This is a genomic window from Nonomuraea sp. NPDC050663, assembly GCF_044456985.1.
Taxonomy (GTDB): domain Bacteria; phylum Actinomycetota; class Actinomycetes; order Streptosporangiales; family Streptosporangiaceae; genus Nonomuraea.
The window spans coordinates 261605-277170 of sequence record NZ_JBITGL010000001.1; the positions used below are offsets into that span (position 1 = coordinate 261605).

The window sequence follows — 15566 nt, forward strand, 5'->3', positions numbered from 1 at the left end:
AAGATTCGATGTCGAAAGGTTGGGTCATGAAGATCTTGGTTGTGGGCGCGACGGGATACATCGGCTCGGTGGTGGCCGAGCGGCTGGCGGGACGCGGGCACCAGGTGGTGGCCCTCGTACGGCAGGCGGGCCGCGTGCCGTACGAGGAGCGGGTGGGGGATCTGGGTGACCCGGCGAGCCTTCCGTCGGAGGAGTTCGACGCGATCGTGCACGCCGGGCAGCTCACCGGCGACGAGCCGACCGACGTGGCCACGATCGGGAAGCTGGGCCGGGTGCACTACGTCAGCGGGGTCTGGGTCCTGGGCGACACCGAGGACGGCGCCGAGGACAGCCCCGTGAACCCGATCGCGATCGTCGGCTACCGGCCGACGGTGGAGCGGCTGGTGCTCGACGGCGGCGGCTCGGTGATCCGCCCCGGCGTGGTGCACGGGCGGGGACAGGGCATCCCCGCGCTGCTCAGGGCCTGGGCGGCCGAGCGTGGTCACGGCGTCTACGTGAGCGCGGACGGGCGGGTGCCGACCTGGTCGTTCGTGCACGTCGACGATCTGGTGGACCTGATTGTGGCCGCAGTGGAACATAAGGCTTCCGGTCAGGTGTTCCATGGGGTGAGCGAGGCGGTCTCCCTGGACGTGGTGGCCGGTGCGATCGCGCCGGATCCCCGGCCCTGGCCGGTCTCCGAGGCGGCCCAGGTCGTGGGCGCCGCGTTCGCCGAAGCGCTCGCGCTGAGCCAGCGTGTCAGCTCCGCGCGAACACGCACCACCCTCGGATGGCACCCGAACCGGCCTGGCATCCTGTCCGACCTGGAAGAAGGCTCGTACACGGCCTGAAGCCGTTCGTGTTGACTGTCAAGCCCCTCTTGCATATGTTTCCTGTTGGCACTCTCCCCTTGAGAGTGCCAATAAAGCGACGAGGCAGGTCTGACACCCGCGACGGCAGGCCGCTGGTCGCCTCTTCTAGATCAGTCAAATCTGAAGGGGAGGTCCGATCGTGACGACCGCCACCAAGGTTCCCGTTAAGCCGCTCGGCGACCGCATCGTGGTTCAGCCGCTTGAGGCTGAGCAGACGACCGCTTCCGGGCTTGTCATCCCTGACACCGCCAAGGAGAAGCCGCAGGAGGGCAAGGTCCTCGCTGTGGGCCCGGGCAACTGGGATGAGGACGGCGACAAGCGGATTCCGCTTGACGTCAAGGAGGGCGACATCGTCCTCTACAGCAAGTACGGCGGCACCGAGGTCAAGTACGGCGGCGAGGAGTACCTGGTGCTCTCCGCCCGCGACGTTCTCGCCATCATCGAGAAGTAAGTCGGATATGTCGGGCCCCGGGTCGCTCTAGCGCCCGGGGCTTTCGACGCCTGGAGAGGACTTATCTGCAATGCCGAAGATTCTGGAGTTCGACGAGGGCGCCCGCCGCGCACTTGAGCGGGGCGTCAACGCACTCGCGGACGCCGTCAAGGTGACCCTGGGCCCGCGCGGCCGCAACGTGGTCATCGACAAGAAGTTCGGTGCGCCGACCATCACCAACGACGGTGTCACCATCGCCCGCGAGATCGAGCTCGAGGGCCGCTACGAGAACCTCGGCGCCCAGCTCGCCAAGGAAGTCGCCACCAAGACCAACGACATCGCGGGTGACGGCACCACCACCGCGACCGTCCTGGCCCAGGCCATGGTCAAGGAAGGCCTGCGCAACGTCGCCGCCGGCGCCAACCCGATGGACCTCAAGCGGGGCATCGACAAGGCCGCCAAGAGCATCAGCGAGAAGCTGCTGGCCTCCGCCAAGCCGGTCGAGGACAAGAAGTCGATCGCCAGCGTCGCCACCATCTCCGCCCAGGACGCCAAGATCGGCGAGCTCATCGCCGAGGCGTTCGACAAGGTGGGCAAGGACGGCGTGCTGACCGTCGAAGAGTCCAACGCCATGGGCATGGAGCTCGAGTTCACCGAGGGCCTGCAGTTCGACAAGGGCTACCTGTCGGCCTACATGGTCACCGACCCCGACCGCATGGAGGCCGTCCTCGAGGACGCCTACATCCTGCTCACGCAGAGCAAGATCGGCTCCATCGCCGACTTCCTGCCGCTGCTGGAGAAGGTCGCCCAGACCAAGAAGCCGCTCGTCGTGGTGGCCGAGGACGTCGAGGGCGAGGCCCTGGCCGTCCTGGTGACCAACAAGATCCGCGGCACCTTCACCTCCGTCGCCGTCAAGGCGCCGGGCTTCGGCGACCGCCGCAAGGCGATGCTGCAGGACATGGCCATCCTCACCGGCGGCACCGTCGTCTCCGAGGAGATCGGCCTCAAGCTGGAGCACGTCGGCCTCGAGGTGCTGGGCACCGCCCGCCGTGTCGTCGTCACCAAGGACACCACGACCGTCGTCGACGGCGCCGGTGACGCCAAGGCGATCGAGGACCGCGTCCGCGAGATCAAGCTCGCCATCGAGCAGAGCGACTCCGACTGGGACCGCGAGAAGCTCCAGGAGCGCCTGGCCAAGCTCGCCGGCGGCGTGTGCGTGCTCCGTGTGGGCGCGGCCACCGAGGTCGAGCTCAAGGAGAAGAAGCACCGTCTCGAGGACGCCATCTCCGCGACCCGCGCCGCGATCGAGGAGGGCATCGTCTCCGGCGGTGGCTCCGCCCTGATCCACGTCGCCAAGGAGATCGACGACCTCGGCCTGTCCGGCGACGAGGCCACTGGCGTGGGCGTCGTCCGCCGCGCGCTGGTCGAGCCGGCCCGCTGGATCGCCGAGAACGCCGGCCTCGAGGGCTACGTCATCACCTCCAAGGTGACCGAGCTGCCCGTCGGCCACGGCCTCAACGCCGCGACCGGCGAGTACGGCGACCTGATCGCCCAGGGCGTCATCGACCCGGTCAAGGTCACCCGCTCGGCCGTGCAGAACGCCGCGTCCATCGCCGGCATGCTGCTCACCACCGAGGCGCTTGTCGTCGACAAGCCCGAGGAGGAGGCCCCGGCCGCCGGTGGTCACGGCCACGGTCACGGCCACGGCCACTGAGCCTCGCGCTCTCCGTAGAGGCCCGTCCCCGCCGCGCGGGGGCGGGCCTCTCGTCGTCTGAGGGGCCGCCGGGCGGGCTGGGCGCGCGTGACCGGGTCGGTGTACGGCAGGCGCCGTCTGAGGCGCTGTAACGCTCGGGGAGCCCCCGCTGATTCGTGGAGGAGAGCGGCAGCTAGCCTCGTAGGACTGAAAAGTGTTTTCTCCGGTAAACCAAACGTGGTCGTAAAGCGTCTAGCCGATCTGACAATTGCCCGCAATTTCAGCATATCTCGTGAAATAATGGACGAGGCTGAAAGGCTTAGTGTGGCCATTTGATTACGGCGCGTTATCGTCTCCTCAATGTGACCAATCCGTAGCCGTTCGCTATGACGACAGGGCGGATCAGCGCGGGCATCATGCCTATCGTGAGCGAGGGAAGCGTCGCCGACGCCAAAATTGGGGTAAGGCTCGCGTCGAGACTTCCGGCACGAACGGATGACTCCGAGCTAAGGGAACTGACCAACCTGGCCGTCCAGGGAGATCGCAGTGCGATCGAATCCCTGCTCGGTGAGTTGCGTCCGATGGTCGTGCGCTATTGCCGCGCCAGGCTGGGGCGCGTTTCCGGGCAATATCACATAGCCGACGACGTGGCCCAAGAGGTATGCATTGCGGTTCTGTCCGCTTTGCCCAGATATCGGGATATGGGTAGGCCGTTCGCGTCCTTCGTCTTCGGGATCGCCGCCCACAAGGTCGCCGACGCGCTGCGCAGCTCCGTGCGCTCCGCCGTACCCACTCAAGACCTCCCCGACGGGCCCGACGAGGGCCCGGGGCCGGAGGAGACCGTGGTGCGCTACATCGAGGTCGAGCACGCCCGCATGCTGCTCAGCCGGCTGCCCGACAACCAGCGGGAGCTGCTCCTGCTGCGGGTCGTGTCGGGCCTGTCGGCCGAGGAGACCGGTAATGTACTTGGCATGTCACCAGGAGCGGTCCGCGTGGCCCAGCATCGAGCGCTGGCCAGACTGCGGCAGATGGCCGAGCTGGAGTCGGCTTGACGCCGGAGCTCCGGCGAGGGCGGGCGGCCGCGACCACCGAGAGCGGCCGCAAGGTGGCCTATCTGGAAGATCTGGCCCAGACCGACGACCTGCTCACGGCGCTGGCGGCCGGTGAGTCCGCCGGCGACGGCGATGCCGCGGTGCGGCTGCTGGCCGCGCTGGCGGCCGACGTGAGGCGAGGGGAACCGAAGGCGGCCTCCGAGGGCCGCGGGAGACAGTCGTGCGAGCAGCTGGGCGGTCCGCCTCACGCGCTCGTGTAGAGCCGGTGGCTCAGTTGCGCTCTTCCGTGTCGATGACCCCGTCGACGTATCCCCTGGCGTACTCCCAGCTCACGTAGTCGGACGGGTCGGGGTGGAAGGCGGGCTCGTGCATCTGCGGGCGCCCGTTGTCGATCATCTGGCGCAGGTTGCCGCGCAGCAGCTCCCAGTCGAAATAGTGCTGTTCGCCACACTCCGGGCAGTCGAGGACCAGACCCAGCACTCCCTGGGGTTCGAGCAGCGACCGGAAGACCTCGACGTCGGCCAGATCCGTGATCGCCTCATCGCGCTCGGACGCGGTCAGCGGGACGGGGTCGTCGAGTTCACCCAGCTCGGCGGCCGGGTCATCGGGATCGTCCGCGAACGGGTCGCGTGGGACATCTTCCAGCACCTTTCCACCATAGTGACCCAACGACCTGAGGGCACCAATAAGCGTGTCGCCGTGCGCATGTGGCCGACAAAGACCCGATCTCGGCCCTGTTTCAGCCCAGCCAGCCCCGGCGGGCCGCCTCGACGCCCGCGTGGAAGCGTGACTGCGCGCTCAGCTCGGTCATCGCGTCGGCGAACCTGGCGCGCACCGTGCGCACCGAGACGCCCAGCTGGCGGGCGATCGACTCGTCGCACATGCCCTGGGCGGCCAGCCGGATGACCTGCATCATGCCGTCGCCCCTGCGGCCCCACGGCAGCGGCACCGCCCGGTTCCACAACTCGTCGAAGAGGGAGCGCAGCACCCCCACGACGATGTGCGCGCGCACGAGGTAGAAGTTGTACGCGTGGTCGGGCAGGTTGCCGCCCCACTGCGCGGGCAGGCCCGCCACGCTGGTGCCCGCGGTCATGAACCAGCTCGGCAGCCGGTCCATGGTGCGCACCCTGCCGCCGGTGGTGACCAGGCGCTGGAGCTGCGCGCGCACGCCGGGCAGGGCCAGGGTGGCGACGGGGATGAGCACGTGCACCGTCAGCAGGTCGCGCTCCTGGGCGTCGATCCACGGATCGGCGAACTTCCTGACGAAGTCGTTCATGGTGCGCTCGTCGGGGACCACGGTGCAGATGTCCATCCGCGGCGCCTGGACGGCCATGCCGACGACGCTCTCGTAGAGGATGTCGGCGCCGCTGACGAGCTCGACGGGGAACGGTCCGTCCTGGTAGTCGCGTCCGGCGTCGTAGTCGCGGATCAGGCCGCGGATGGAGCCGAGCGCCGAGTCGATGCGGCGGCTCTCCTCGGCCAGGCGGTCGAGCCGCTCGGCGATGAGCCGGCCGAGCGCGGCGGCGGGATGGCGGGCCAGGTATTCGCCCGAGCGCTCGTCGACCACGCCGAGCCGTACGAGCTCTTGCAGTTGGCGGCCGACCTTGTCGACCGGTCCGTCCATGGCTTCCGCGAGCTCGTTGAGCGTCGCCCGGTGCAACCGCAGGACCGCTGTGTACAAGGCGGCCTGCGCGTGGTCGAGGCCCAGTGTTTCCAGCGGGTCGTCCGTCGCGGTGGTGAACTCGTTGCGCATGCGTAGCTCCGTTGGGGGTCGGGGCAGGCCAGGGGCCCGCCCAACGGGCGTGCCGCGAGGATAACCCGGTCATGGCGCGCTGTCCGCGTGTTGAGAGGACTGGGGTGCAACTTCGTGCACTTGCACCTTTTGACATTGCGGTGTCTCTCCGCGTAACGCAGGCTTAACCCAGCGTCGGCATTCGGACGCGAGTGGCGTGGCCATCAGGACGCGGAGGGGGGTTCGGTGGCCCGATCGCGCCCCGCGCGAGTGCCGGTGGCTGGGGGATCGGCCGGATCACCGGCCGGCCGATCCCCTGGCACTCATGGGCCTGCGGGCCTTCGGGAGGGCGGCGGCGCATCGTGGGGGTCGCCGCCCTCGCCATGGGTGTGTACGGCACGCGCCTGCCTCCGGTTATCCACAAAGTGCGCAGCCGCCCCTCGGGCACGAGCGGGCCGCCCCTAAACTGAGAAGCATCATCAGCGTCGGGGAGGGGTCAGCCCGCATGTCCAAATTCACCGAAACCGGTCTCACGTTCGATGACGTGCTTCTGGTGCCCGCGTATTCGGACATGCAACCGGGCGAGGCGAGCACCCAGAGCCGCCTGTCGCGCGGCATCACCCTCAACATCCCGCTGGTCTCCGCGGCCATGGACACCGTGACCGAGGCGCGCATGGCGGTGGCGATGGCCCGCCAGGGCGGCATCGGCATCCTCCACCGCAACCTGTCGATCGAGGAGCAGGCCACCCACGCCGACCTGGTCAAGCGCTCCGAGGCCGGGATGGTCACCAACCCGGTCACCTGCACCCCCGACGACACCCTGGCCGACGTCGAGCGGCTGTGCGCGACCTACCGCATCTCCGGCGTCCCGGTCACCGACGCCGACGGCAGGCTCGTCGGCATCGTCACCAACCGCGACATGCGCTTCGAGACCGACCAGAACCGGCCGGTGCGCGAGGTCATGACGCCGATGCCGCTGGTCACCGCCCCCGTCGGGGTCTCCAGCGACGGCGCGTTCGACCTGCTGCGCAAGAACAAGATCGAGAAGCTTCCGCTGGTCGACTCCGAGGGCCGGCTGCGCGGCCTCATCACGGTGAAAGACTTCACCAAGAGCGAGAAGTACCCCCTGTCCACCAAGGACGCCGACGGCCGCCTCATGGTCGGCGCGGCGATCGGCGTGGCGGGCGACGCGGAGGAGCGCGCCAAGGCGCTCATCGACGCCGGGGTCGACGTGATCGTCGTCGACGTCGCCCAGGGCCACTCCAAGGGCCTGGCCGACATGATCGGCAAGCTCAAGGCCAACAGCAAGGTCCAGGTCATCGGCGGCAACATCGCCACCCGCGCGGGCGCCCAGATGATCGTCGACGCGGGCGCCGACGCCGTCAAGGTCGGCGTCGGTCCCGGCTCGATCTGCACCACCCGCGTGGTCGCAGGAGTCGGCGCTCCGCAGATCACCGCCATCCACCAGGCCTCCCTCGCCTGCGCGCCCGCCGGCGTCCCGGTGATCGGCGACGGCGGCCTGCAATACTCCGGCGACATCGCCAAGGCCATCGCCGCGGGCGCCGACACCGTGATGCTCGGCTCCCTGCTCGCCGGCTGCGAAGAGTCGCCCGGCCTGCTCATCTTCATCAACGGCAAGCAGTTCAAGTCCTACCGGGGCATGGGCTCGCTCGGCGCGGTGCGCAACCGCGAGCGCGGCGGCGCCTCCTTCAGCAAGGACCGCTACGGCCAGGCCGAGGTCTCCAGCGAGGAGAAGTACATCCCCGAGGGCATCGAGGGCCAGGTGCCCTACCGCGGCCCCGTCTCCGCCGTGGTGCACCAGCTGGTCGGCGGCCTCCACCAGGGCATGTGGTACACCGGCTCCCGCACGATCGCCGAGCTGCACGAGAAGGGCCAGCTCATGCCCATCACGGCGGCCGGGCTCAAGGAGAGCCACCCCCACGACATCCAGATGACCGTCGAGGCCCCCAACTACCACGGCCGCTGACCGGTCGAGGCACCCCAGCGCTCCAGCAGGCACCACGGAAGATAGGCAAGACAGATGACTCAGCAGGTGGAGATCGGCCGCGGCAAGTCCGGGCGCCGTGCCTACGCCCTCGACGAGATCGGCCTGGTGCCCTCTCGCCGCACCCGCGACCCCGAAGAGGTCTCGATCAACTGGCAGATCGACGCCTACCGCTTCGAGTCGCCGGTCGTCGTGGCGCCCATGGACAGCGTCGTCTCGCCGGCCACCGCCATCGAGATCGGCCGCCTCGGCGGGCTGGCCCCGCTCGACCTCGAAGGCCTGTGGACCCGCTACGAAGACCCGCTGCCGCTGCTGGAGGAGTGCTCGACCCTCGACGACGCCGCGGCCACCAGGCGGCTGCAGGAGATCTACAGCGCCCCCATCCAGGAGGAGCTGATCGGGCGGCGCATCCAGGAGATCCGCGAGTCCGGGGTGACGACCGCCGTACGGCTGTCGCCGCAGAAGACCGTGCAGTACTACAAGGCCGTCATCGACGCGGGCGTCGACATCTTCGTCATCCGCGGCACCACCGTCTCGGCCGAGCACGTGTCGTCCAACGCCGAGCCGCTCAACCTCAAGCAGTTCATCTACGAGCTCGACGTCCCGGTGATCGTCGGCGGCTGCGCCACCTACACCGCCGCGCTCCACCTCATGCGCACCGGCGCCGCGGGCGTGCTCGTCGGCTTCGGCGGCGGCGCCTCCCACACCACCCGCAACGTGCTGGGCGTCGCGGTGCCGATGGCCACCGCGATCTCCGACGTGGCCGCGGCCCGCCGCGACTACATGGACGAGTCAGGCGGCCGCTACGTCCACGTGATCGCCGACGGCGGCATGGGCACCTCGGGCGACATCGCCAAGGCCATCGCCTGCGGCGCCGACGCCGTCATGGTCGGCTCCCCCCTGGCCCGCGCCGTCGAGGCTCCGGGCCACGGCTTCCACTGGGGCTCCGAGGCACACCACGCCGACCTGCCGCGCGGCAAGCGGGTGCACTTCGGCACGGTGGGGACCCTGGCGCAGATCCTGCACGGACCGTCGAGCGCGGCGGACGGGTCGATGAACCTCATGGGCGCGCTGCGTCGGACGATGGCTTCGACGGGGTACTCCGACATCAAGGAGTTCCAGCGGGTCGAGGTCGTCGTGGCGCCTCCGCAGCGGTAGAGGAGTCACGAGGGGGTGGCGGGCGTCGTGCGAAACGACCCCGCCACTTCGGCGTTCGGGCGTCGGCGTTCGGGGCCGCTCGGAGATCGAGCATCGGGATTCAAGGGCATCGGGGCTCGTGCGTCGTGTGGGCGTGGGCGTTGTGCCAAATGCGCCGGGCGCTTGGTCGAAGGATGGGTGTCTCGTGATCTCGTAGCGCCCTGGCGTGTGGTGCGGTGGGCGGCATGGTCCGCCACCGGGTGCGGGTCGCCCGTCAGGAGGGGCCCGACTGGCGGCAGTGCGACTCCTGTCACCTGATCATCTCGGTCGGCCAGCCGTACCACGAGGGTGACAAGCTGGGTGCGCTGCTTGGCTGGGTGGAGGCGCGGTTCGCCGGCGTGCATGTGACCGTCGCCGACACTCTCTACCGCCACAACGGCCGCGAGCTGGGCGGGGGAGAGGTGGCCGAGACCCGGCGACGTGGCGACGCGTGGCTGGAGCGCAATCGCGTCGTGCTCGGGGCGGCGACGATCCACCGATGGGACGACTGGCTGGCCCACCCCGGCTACGCGGAGGCCCGTCGCCGCATCGACCGGTTCCTCGCCGACCAGCTGCTCTTCGCCGAGCTGGTCGACCGGCACGTCACCACGATCGTGAACCGGCTGGCGTCCAGGGGTGTGAGGGCGGGGGACCGTGCGGGTTACACCGCTTACCTGGTGGAGGAGCTGGCCTGCATGGAGTTGTTCTCGCTGGTGCTGCAGGCGGCGGAGGTGTATCCGGGCTCGCTGGGCCTGGCGATGGAGGGTTGTCGCGTCCTCGACGGCGCTCCGCCTGGCCTCCTGGCGCGGCGGAGCGTCCAGGTCGACTTCCGCAGGCGGCTAGGACCTGCGCAGCCGCAGGACGAGGATCAGGGCGAGCAGGATCGCGGCGCCGATGCCGATGCCGATGCCCATGGCGGGCAGGGGTGATTCGCTGGAGACCGGCGCCACGGGCACCGGGCTGGCGCTGGCCGATGGCGAGGCGTTGGGCGGCGGCGAAGCGTTGGGCGGCGGCGAAGCGTTGGCCGATGGCGAGGCGTTAACCGACGGTGAGGCGCTGACCGACGGTGAGGCGTTGGGTGACGGCGGGGCAGTGGGGGTGCCGAGGGCGGTGAGGAGGGTGTCGGCGTCCTTGAGGTCGGCAGGGAGGTCCGCCTTGGTGATCGGGGCGGTGCCCGCCTTGAGCACCTGGTTGCCCGAGCAGAGCAGGGTCGCCAGGTCGATGCCCTTGGCGTAGTACGGGTGGTCCTCGCCGGTGTTGGCGTGGGCGAAGAGCAGGTAGCGGGTGCCCTTGACGAACTCGAAGCCGCAGGCGGCGCTGTTCGACGAGGTGGAGATCTCGTACGTGTCGCGGGGCGGCGCTCCCTTGTAGATCTGGTCGGGGCGGATGGTCGCCACGACCGGGTCCCACTGGCCGCCGGTGCTGCGGACGTCGACGACGGTGCCGGCGACGATCGCCTCGGCCTCGGCGACCGCGCGGCGGGCTTCGAAGGGTGCGCAGGAGCAGGCGCACGCGGCGCCGGCCGGAACGAGGATCAGCCCCGCGACGAAAGCGAGGACTGCGAGCAGTCTCATGACCCTACGACGCGGGACTGATCCGTTCGGTTCAACGCTTGAACCAGGTGATGCGGCACCCGTCGGGCAGGGCGTGGGTGTCGGTGACGGTGAAGGCGGTGGGCTGGAAGTCGCCGTCGAAGGCGCGGGTGCCCTTGGCGGCCACCACGGGGTAGCTCTTGACCACGAGCTCGTCGATCTCCGGCAGCAGCTGCCCGGCCAGGTTGCCGCCGCCGGCGAGCCAGATGTCCATGCCGTCCTCCTGCTTGAGCGAGCGCACCAGCTCCAGGGGGTCGCCCTTGACGAGGGTGACGTCGGGGTCGTCGATCCCGGCGATGGAGTTGGACACGATGTACTGCTTGACGTGCGGGTAGGGGCTGGCGATGCCGGCGAGCATGGCGGGCTCGTAGGTGCCGCGGCCCATCACGAGGGTGTCGAAGTGCTTGTTGGGCGCATCGGCGATGCCCAGGTGCGGCCGGGCCATGACGGGCAGGGTCTCGGGGTATTCCGCCGCGATCCACGGCAGCATGTGCTCGACCGGGTAGAACGAGATGTCGTGGTCGGGACCGGCGATGTAGCCGTCGATCGAGACGCCGACGTAGTAGACAAGCTTTCGCATCTGTATTTGCTCCGTATGTAGTACTGTGTTTGCAGTGCTCTCAACTTAGTACTACAGACGGAGTGGTGTCAACATGCGGACGAATCCGGAACGGCGGCAGGCGCTCATCGACGCCGCGATCGAGGTGCTGGCGCGCGAGGGCGCGCGGGGTCTGACCTTCCGGGCGGTGGACACGCAGGCCAAGGTGCCGACGGGCACCGCCTCCAACTACTTCTCCAGCCGCGACGACCTGTTCACGCAGGTGGGAGGGCGCATCTACGAGCGGCTGACCCCGGGTGACGACACGCTGGAGTCGGTGCACGAGGGCGCGCGAGACGCCGCGCGGCTGAAGGAGCTCATGCACGAGGTGGTGGGGCGGGTCTCCGCGTTCCCCACCGGTTTCGTGGCCCTGCTGGAGCTGCGGCTGGAGGCCACCCGCCGGCCGGAGCTGCGCGCGGTGCTCACCCAGCGGATCAGGGCCGACGTCGACTTCAACGTCGCCAACCACCGGGAGTCCGGACTGCCGGGTGACGACACGTCGGTGAAGCTGCTGATGCTGGCGCTCAACTGGCTCATCCTGGAGCGGCTGACGCTGCCTGATCTGTATGACGAGCAGGAGATCCACCGCCTCGTCGAGGAGGCGGTGGACCGGGTGATCTAACCGGCCAGGACACCGAGCAGGTGGGCGACCTCGCGGGCGACGGCCTCGCGGCCCGGCTTGATGTACTTGCGCGGGTCGACCGAGCTGCCGACGTGCTCGCGGACCGCGCCGGTGAAGGCCTTGTTCAGGTGCGTGGCGATGTTGATCTTCTTCATGCCGTGCCGTACGGCCTGGCCCAGCATGTCGTCGGGCACCCCCGACGAGCCGTGCAGCACCAGCGGCACCGCGACGGCGGCGCGCAGCTCGGCGATCAGGTCGAGGTCGAGCACGGCGTCCTTGGTCGTCATCGCGTGCGAGGTGCCCACCGCGACGGCCAGCGCGTCGACGCCGGTCTCGGCGACGTAGGCGACGGCCTCGTGCGGCTTGGTGCGCGCGCCGGGGGCGTGCACGCCGTCCTTGCCGCCGACCTCGCCCAGCTCGGCTTCGACCCAGACGCCGCGATCGTGGCACCAGGCGGCGACCGACGCGGTCTGGCCGACGTTGTCGGCGTCGGAGAGCTTGGAGGCGTCGAACATCACCGAGCCGACGCCGAGCTCGACGGCCTCCTCGACGAGAGCGCGGTCGGTCGCGTGGTCGAGGTGCACCGACACCGGCACCTTGGCCGCGCGGGCGACGGCCAGGGAGGCGAGCGCGATGGGTTCGAGGGCGCCGTGGTAGCGCACGCAGTTCTCGCTGATCTGCAGGATCACCGGCAGGCCCGCGGCCTCGGCGCCGGCGACGATCGCGGTGGCGTGCTCCAGCAGGATCACGTTGAACGCGCCGACGCCGTTCGTGCTGGAAGCGAGGATCTCGCCGGTTCCGACCAGGGGCATGTCAGGAGGCTCCTTCAATCACGATTTCCGGTGAAATTTCGGCGTAGACCGCCTCGTCAAACCCTCCGGCGACCGGAGCCGCCACCGCCGCCGCGCCCAGGGCGGCGGCCCTGCGCAGCCGTTCCGGCCAGGCCGTACCCTCGGCCAGCCCCAGGGCCAGCCCCGCGACCAGGGCGTCACCCGCGCCGGTGGCGTTGCCTTCGACCCGGTACGGCAGGCGGGCGCGCAGCACGCCCTCGCCGGTGACCGCGAGCAGGCCCTCGGCGCCGAGGGAGACGACGACGGAGCCGGCACCTCGATCGCGGAGGTGCTCGGCGCGGTGGAGATGGCCGAGCAGATCGGCCGGGACGCGCGAGGACGTGGGGGAGGGCGGGTCGGGGAGCTCCGGCAGGGCTCCGGCGAGCTCGGAGGCGTTGGGCTTGACGATCGTGGGAGCGCCGCCGAGCGAGTGCAGCAGGGTCGCGCCGTCGGCGTCGACGATCACGGGCACGCCCCGCTTGGCCGCCAATCCCGAAATATCGGCGTACATCGTGCTGGGCGCGTCCGCCGGCAGGCTTCCCGACACCACCACCACCGACGCCCGCCCGACCAGCTCACCGAACCGCTCCAGAAAGGCCGCGCACTCCTGCGGCGTCACCGCGGGCCCCGGCTCGTTGAGAAGCGTCGCCTCCTGGGCCGCCAGGTCGTGCACCACGGTCGTGGACCGCGACTCGGCCGCGATGGCCGTGAAGTCGGCGGGGATGCCCGCCGCGGCCAGGTCGGCGAGGATCAGGTTCCCCGTCGTCCCCCCGGCCAGCCCCGTGGCCAGCACCTCGTGGCCCAGGCCGTGCAGCACCCGGGCCACGTTGACGCCCTTGCCGCCCGCCTGCCGTACGACCCGGCGTACCCGGTTCATCTCGCCGGAGGTGAAGGAGTCGACCCAGTAGGTGACATCCATGGCGGCGTTGAGCGTCACTGTGAGGATCATGAAATCCAGGAACCTTGCTTCATCACATGGGTGACGACGAGGGCGTCGTCGAGCACGACGAGGTCGGCGCGCTTGCCGACCGCGAGGGAGCCGATCTCGTGCGCCAGCCCCAGCACGCGGGCGGGGGTGAGCGAGGCGATCTCGGAGGCCTCCTGCAGCGACAGTCCCATCTCCTCGACGGCGCGGCGGAAGGCGACGTCCATGGTCAGCGTGCTCCCGGCGATGGAGCCGCCCTCGACCAGGCGGGCCACGCCCTCGGCGACGTTCACGGCCATGGAGCCGAGCATGTAGGTGCCGTCGCCCAGGCCGGTGGCGCCCATGGCGTCGGTGATCAGGGCGGTGCGGCCGGCGCCCGCGGCCTTGTAGGCCAGGCGGAGCATCGCCGGGTGCACGTGCACGCCGTCGTTGACCAGCTCGACGGTGACGCGCGGGTCCTCGAGCAGCGCCGCGATGGGCCCAGGGGCGCGGTGGCCGAGCTGCGGCATGGCGTTGTACAGGTGGGTGGCGACGGTGGCGCCGGCCTCGATGCCGTCGATGGTCTGCTCGTAGGAGGCGTCGGTGTGGCCGAGCGCCACGATCACGTTCTCCGCGACGGCCGTACGGATCGTGTCGAGCGCGCCGGGCAGCTCGGCGGCGATGGTCAGCATGCGCACGTGGCCGCGCCCCGCCTTGACCAGGCGGGAGAACTCCTCGGGCGACGGGTCGCGCAGCAGCGTGGGGTTGTGCGCGCCGCACCGGGCCTTGCTGATGTACGGGCCCTCGAAGTGGATGCCCGCGATCAGGCCGTCGTCGGCCAGGTCGGCCAGGGAGGAGGTGGCCGCGGCCAGTTCCTCGACCGTGCCGGTGACCAGGGAGGCCATGGTCGTGGTGGTCCCGTGGGCCAGGTGCAGCGCGACGGCGTCGCGTGCCTTGGCCTGGTCGCCCGTGGGGAAGGAGCCGCCGGCTCCGCCGTGGTTGTGGATGTCGACGAAGCCGGGTACGACGTGCCGGCCACCGAGGCTGTGACCCTGGCCGGGGGCGCTGCCCTGGCCGATGTGGGTGATGCGGCCGTCCTCGATGGTCAGCCACCCCTCGTGCACCCCGGCGGGGGTGACGATACGGGCGTCGGAAAGCGTGAGACTCATGGGCTAAGGATCACAGATCGCGTCAGGTGGAGGGGCTCGTCGGGGTTCAGCCCACGGGCGAAGGCCCGCGCGACGGAGACCCGCTGGGCCAGGACCAGCTCGGCCATGGGGTCGCGCGACGACTCCACGAACGTGCCGCCGGTCGCCTCGACCTGCTCGCGCAGTCCTTCGGGGGCGGTGCCGAGCATCCAGGTGACGCGGTTCGGCCCGGCGATGCTGATCGGGCCGTGGCGGTACTCCATCGCCGGGTAGGCCTCGGTCCACGAGCGCGACGCCTCGCGCATCTTCAGCGCCGCCTCCTGCGCCAGGCCGACCGACCAGCCGCTGCCCAGGAAGCTGAACTGCTCGGCGTTCACGAGGTCGTCGGAGATCGGTACGGCGAGCGCGTCGGAGGCGTCGGCGATGGCCTGGTCCAGCGAGAAGCCGAGGCTGGCACGGAGCATGGCCAGCTGGGTCGTGGCGAAGCGGGTCTGCACGACCGACTTCTCGTCGGCGTAGTCGAGCACGACGACCTGGTCGGCGAGCTCCATGATCGGGGTGTTCGGGTCGGCGGTGATCGCGGTGCTCTTGATGGAGGTGCCGCGCAGCAGTTCCAGGACCTCGGTCGTGGTGCCGGACCGGCTGAGCGCCAGGATCCGGTCGTACTTCCTGTTGAGCGGGGCCTCGGAGGCGGCGAACGCGTCGGTCTCGCCGAGTCCGGCCTGCTCCCTGAGGGTGGCGTAGGCCATGGCGATGAACCACGACGTGCCGCAGCCGATCACGGCGACCCGCTCGCCGGGCTGCGGAAGCGCGTCCGCGGGCACCTCGGAGACGGCCCGCTGCCAGCAGCCGGGCTGGGACGCGATCTCGGTTTCGGTGTGGGTGGTCACCCATGGCCTCCTTTGCCGGTTTCTGCTCTTTTTATAGCATAAATGA

18 protein-coding genes are annotated in these 15566 nt (G+C 70.0%); 10 read left to right on the forward strand and 8 right to left on the reverse strand.

Annotation, left to right across the window (positions count from 1 at the left end; genetic code table 11):
• The first annotated feature begins 26 nt into the window (after positions 1–26).
• From ACIBH1_RS01425 to ACIBH1_RS01445, 5 genes are all read left to right on the forward strand, one after another.
• Entirely contained in the window at positions 27–827 is an 801-nt protein-coding gene (locus tag ACIBH1_RS01425; protein ID WP_397311560.1) for an NAD-dependent epimerase/dehydratase family protein, read from the forward strand.
• A 157-nt stretch (positions 828–984) separates the two neighbouring features.
• Positions 985–1299, forward strand: a complete 315-nt coding sequence (gene groES / locus ACIBH1_RS01430) for a co-chaperone GroES (RefSeq protein WP_206184850.1) — start codon at positions 985–987, stop codon at positions 1297–1299.
• A gap of 70 nt (positions 1300–1369) precedes the next feature.
• Positions 1370–2992 (forward strand): chaperonin GroEL, encoded by a 1623-nt coding sequence (gene groL, locus ACIBH1_RS01435; protein ID WP_181615928.1) that lies wholly within the window; start codon positions 1370–1372, stop codon positions 2990–2992.
• Positions 2993–3387: 395 nt separating this feature from the next.
• The gene (locus tag ACIBH1_RS01440; RefSeq protein WP_181616023.1) at positions 3388–4023 is read left to right on the forward strand and encodes a sigma-70 family RNA polymerase sigma factor; all 636 of its coding nucleotides are present in this window, start codon (positions 3388–3390) and stop codon (positions 4021–4023) included.
• Positions 4020–4283, forward strand: coding sequence for a hypothetical protein (locus ACIBH1_RS01445; protein WP_397311561.1), 264 nt, complete (start codon positions 4020–4022; stop codon positions 4281–4283). The genes ACIBH1_RS01440 and ACIBH1_RS01445 overlap by 4 nt, the downstream gene beginning before the upstream one ends.
• A gap of 10 nt (positions 4284–4293) precedes the next feature.
• On the opposite strand, the gene ACIBH1_RS01450 is transcribed toward ACIBH1_RS01445, so the two are convergent.
• Together ACIBH1_RS01450 and ACIBH1_RS01455 are read right to left on the reverse strand one after the other, a co-directional pair.
• Positions 4294–4671: a DUF5319 family protein gene (locus ACIBH1_RS01450; protein WP_397311562.1), complete on the reverse strand. Its 378-nt coding sequence runs from the start codon at positions 4669–4671 to the stop codon at positions 4294–4296.
• A 91-nt stretch (positions 4672–4762) separates the two neighbouring features.
• A complete protein-coding gene (locus tag ACIBH1_RS01455) occupies positions 4763–5776 on the reverse strand; it encodes a helix-turn-helix domain-containing protein (protein WP_397311563.1) in 1014 nt (337 codons plus the stop codon).
• A gap of 484 nt (positions 5777–6260) precedes the next feature.
• Between ACIBH1_RS01455 and guaB the strand changes: the two genes are divergently transcribed.
• From guaB to ACIBH1_RS01475, 4 genes are read left to right on the forward strand one after another with little or no spacing between them, the layout of a single operon-like run.
• The gene (guaB, locus tag ACIBH1_RS01460; RefSeq protein ID WP_397311564.1) at positions 6261–7742 is read left to right on the forward strand and encodes an IMP dehydrogenase; all 1482 of its coding nucleotides are present in this window, start codon (positions 6261–6263) and stop codon (positions 7740–7742) included.
• Between the two features lie 54 nt (positions 7743–7796).
• On the forward strand, positions 7797–8918 hold the full coding sequence (locus ACIBH1_RS01465) for a GuaB3 family IMP dehydrogenase-related protein (protein ID WP_397311565.1): 1122 nt from the start codon (positions 7797–7799) through the stop codon (positions 8916–8918).
• Between the two features lie 27 nt (positions 8919–8945).
• Positions 8946–9215 carry a 2Fe-2S iron-sulfur cluster-binding protein gene (locus ACIBH1_RS01470; RefSeq protein ID WP_397312177.1) on the forward strand — a complete coding sequence of 90 codons (270 nt, stop codon included), beginning with the start codon at positions 8946–8948 and terminating at the stop codon, positions 9213–9215.
• The gene (locus ACIBH1_RS01475; protein ID WP_397311566.1) at positions 9143–9865 is read left to right on the forward strand and encodes a tRNA-dependent cyclodipeptide synthase; all 723 of its coding nucleotides are present in this window, start codon (positions 9143–9145) and stop codon (positions 9863–9865) included. Before ACIBH1_RS01470 ends, ACIBH1_RS01475 begins: the two co-directional genes overlap by 73 nt.
• Here the strand turns inward: ACIBH1_RS01475 and ACIBH1_RS01480 are convergent.
• Both ACIBH1_RS01480 and ACIBH1_RS01485 read right to left on the reverse strand, forming a co-directional pair.
• Positions 9776–10510, reverse strand: a complete 735-nt coding sequence (locus ACIBH1_RS01480; RefSeq protein ID WP_397311567.1) for a hypothetical protein — start codon at positions 10508–10510, stop codon at positions 9776–9778. The two genes, ACIBH1_RS01475 and ACIBH1_RS01480, sit on opposite strands and share 90 nt — an antisense overlap.
• A gap of 31 nt (positions 10511–10541) precedes the next feature.
• Complete coding sequence (locus tag ACIBH1_RS01485; protein WP_397311568.1) at positions 10542–11108, reverse strand: dihydrofolate reductase family protein; 567 nt, start codon at positions 11106–11108, stop codon at positions 10542–10544.
• A 73-nt stretch (positions 11109–11181) separates the two neighbouring features.
• On the opposite strand from ACIBH1_RS01485, the gene ACIBH1_RS01490 reads away from it, so the two are divergent.
• Complete coding sequence (locus tag ACIBH1_RS01490; protein WP_397311569.1) at positions 11182–11748, forward strand: TetR/AcrR family transcriptional regulator; 567 nt, start codon at positions 11182–11184, stop codon at positions 11746–11748.
• Here ACIBH1_RS01490 and ACIBH1_RS01495 read toward each other — a convergent pair.
• Genes ACIBH1_RS01495 through ACIBH1_RS01510 form a run of 4 tightly spaced genes read right to left on the reverse strand, consistent with a single transcriptional unit; the run spans position 11745 to position 15520 of the window.
• A complete protein-coding gene (locus tag ACIBH1_RS01495; RefSeq protein ID WP_397311570.1) occupies positions 11745–12560 on the reverse strand; it encodes a class II fructose-bisphosphate aldolase in 816 nt (271 codons plus the stop codon). The genes ACIBH1_RS01490 and ACIBH1_RS01495 overlap by 4 nt on opposite strands.
• A 1-nt stretch (position 12561) precedes the next feature.
• Positions 12562–13527, reverse strand: a complete 966-nt coding sequence (locus ACIBH1_RS01500; protein WP_397311571.1) for a 1-phosphofructokinase family hexose kinase — start codon at positions 13525–13527, stop codon at positions 12562–12564.
• The gene (nagA, locus tag ACIBH1_RS01505; RefSeq protein WP_397311572.1) at positions 13524–14651 is read right to left on the reverse strand and encodes an N-acetylglucosamine-6-phosphate deacetylase; all 1128 of its coding nucleotides are present in this window, start codon (positions 14649–14651) and stop codon (positions 13524–13526) included. The genes ACIBH1_RS01500 and nagA overlap by 4 nt, the downstream gene beginning before the upstream one ends.
• Positions 14648–15520: an SIS domain-containing protein gene (locus ACIBH1_RS01510; RefSeq protein WP_397311573.1), complete on the reverse strand. Its 873-nt coding sequence runs from the start codon at positions 15518–15520 to the stop codon at positions 14648–14650. The genes nagA and ACIBH1_RS01510 overlap by 4 nt, the downstream gene beginning before the upstream one ends.
• Between the last annotated feature and the right edge of the window lie 46 nt (positions 15521–15566).

Coding starts and splice junctions, on each gene's coding strand:
- ACIBH1_RS01425 (WP_397311560.1), top strand. CDS start 27: ATGAAGATCTTGGTTGTGGGCGCGACGGGATACATCGGCTCGGTGGTG.
- groL (WP_181615928.1), top strand. CDS start 1,370: ATGCCGAAGATTCTGGAGTTCGACGAGGGCGCCCGCCGCGCACTTGAG.
- ACIBH1_RS01440 (WP_181616023.1), top strand. CDS start 3,388: ATGCCTATCGTGAGCGAGGGAAGCGTCGCCGACGCCAAAATTGGGGTA.
- ACIBH1_RS01455 (WP_397311563.1), bottom strand. CDS start 5,776: ATGCGCAACGAGTTCACCACCGCGACGGACGACCCGCTGGAAACACTG.
- guaB (WP_397311564.1), top strand. CDS start 6,261: ATGTCCAAATTCACCGAAACCGGTCTCACGTTCGATGACGTGCTTCTG.
- ACIBH1_RS01465 (WP_397311565.1), top strand. CDS start 7,797: ATGACTCAGCAGGTGGAGATCGGCCGCGGCAAGTCCGGGCGCCGTGCC.
- ACIBH1_RS01475 (WP_397311566.1), top strand. CDS start 9,143: ATGGTCCGCCACCGGGTGCGGGTCGCCCGTCAGGAGGGGCCCGACTGG.
- ACIBH1_RS01480 (WP_397311567.1), bottom strand. CDS start 10,510: ATGAGACTGCTCGCAGTCCTCGCTTTCGTCGCGGGGCTGATCCTCGTT.
- ACIBH1_RS01485 (WP_397311568.1), bottom strand. CDS start 11,108: ATGCGAAAGCTTGTCTACTACGTCGGCGTCTCGATCGACGGCTACATC.
- ACIBH1_RS01490 (WP_397311569.1), top strand. CDS start 11,182: ATGCGGACGAATCCGGAACGGCGGCAGGCGCTCATCGACGCCGCGATC.
- ACIBH1_RS01495 (WP_397311570.1), bottom strand. CDS start 12,560: ATGCCCCTGGTCGGAACCGGCGAGATCCTCGCTTCCAGCACGAACGGC.
- ACIBH1_RS01500 (WP_397311571.1), bottom strand. CDS start 13,527: ATGATCCTCACAGTGACGCTCAACGCCGCCATGGATGTCACCTACTGG.
- nagA (WP_397311572.1), bottom strand. CDS start 14,651: ATGAGTCTCACGCTTTCCGACGCCCGTATCGTCACCCCCGCCGGGGTG.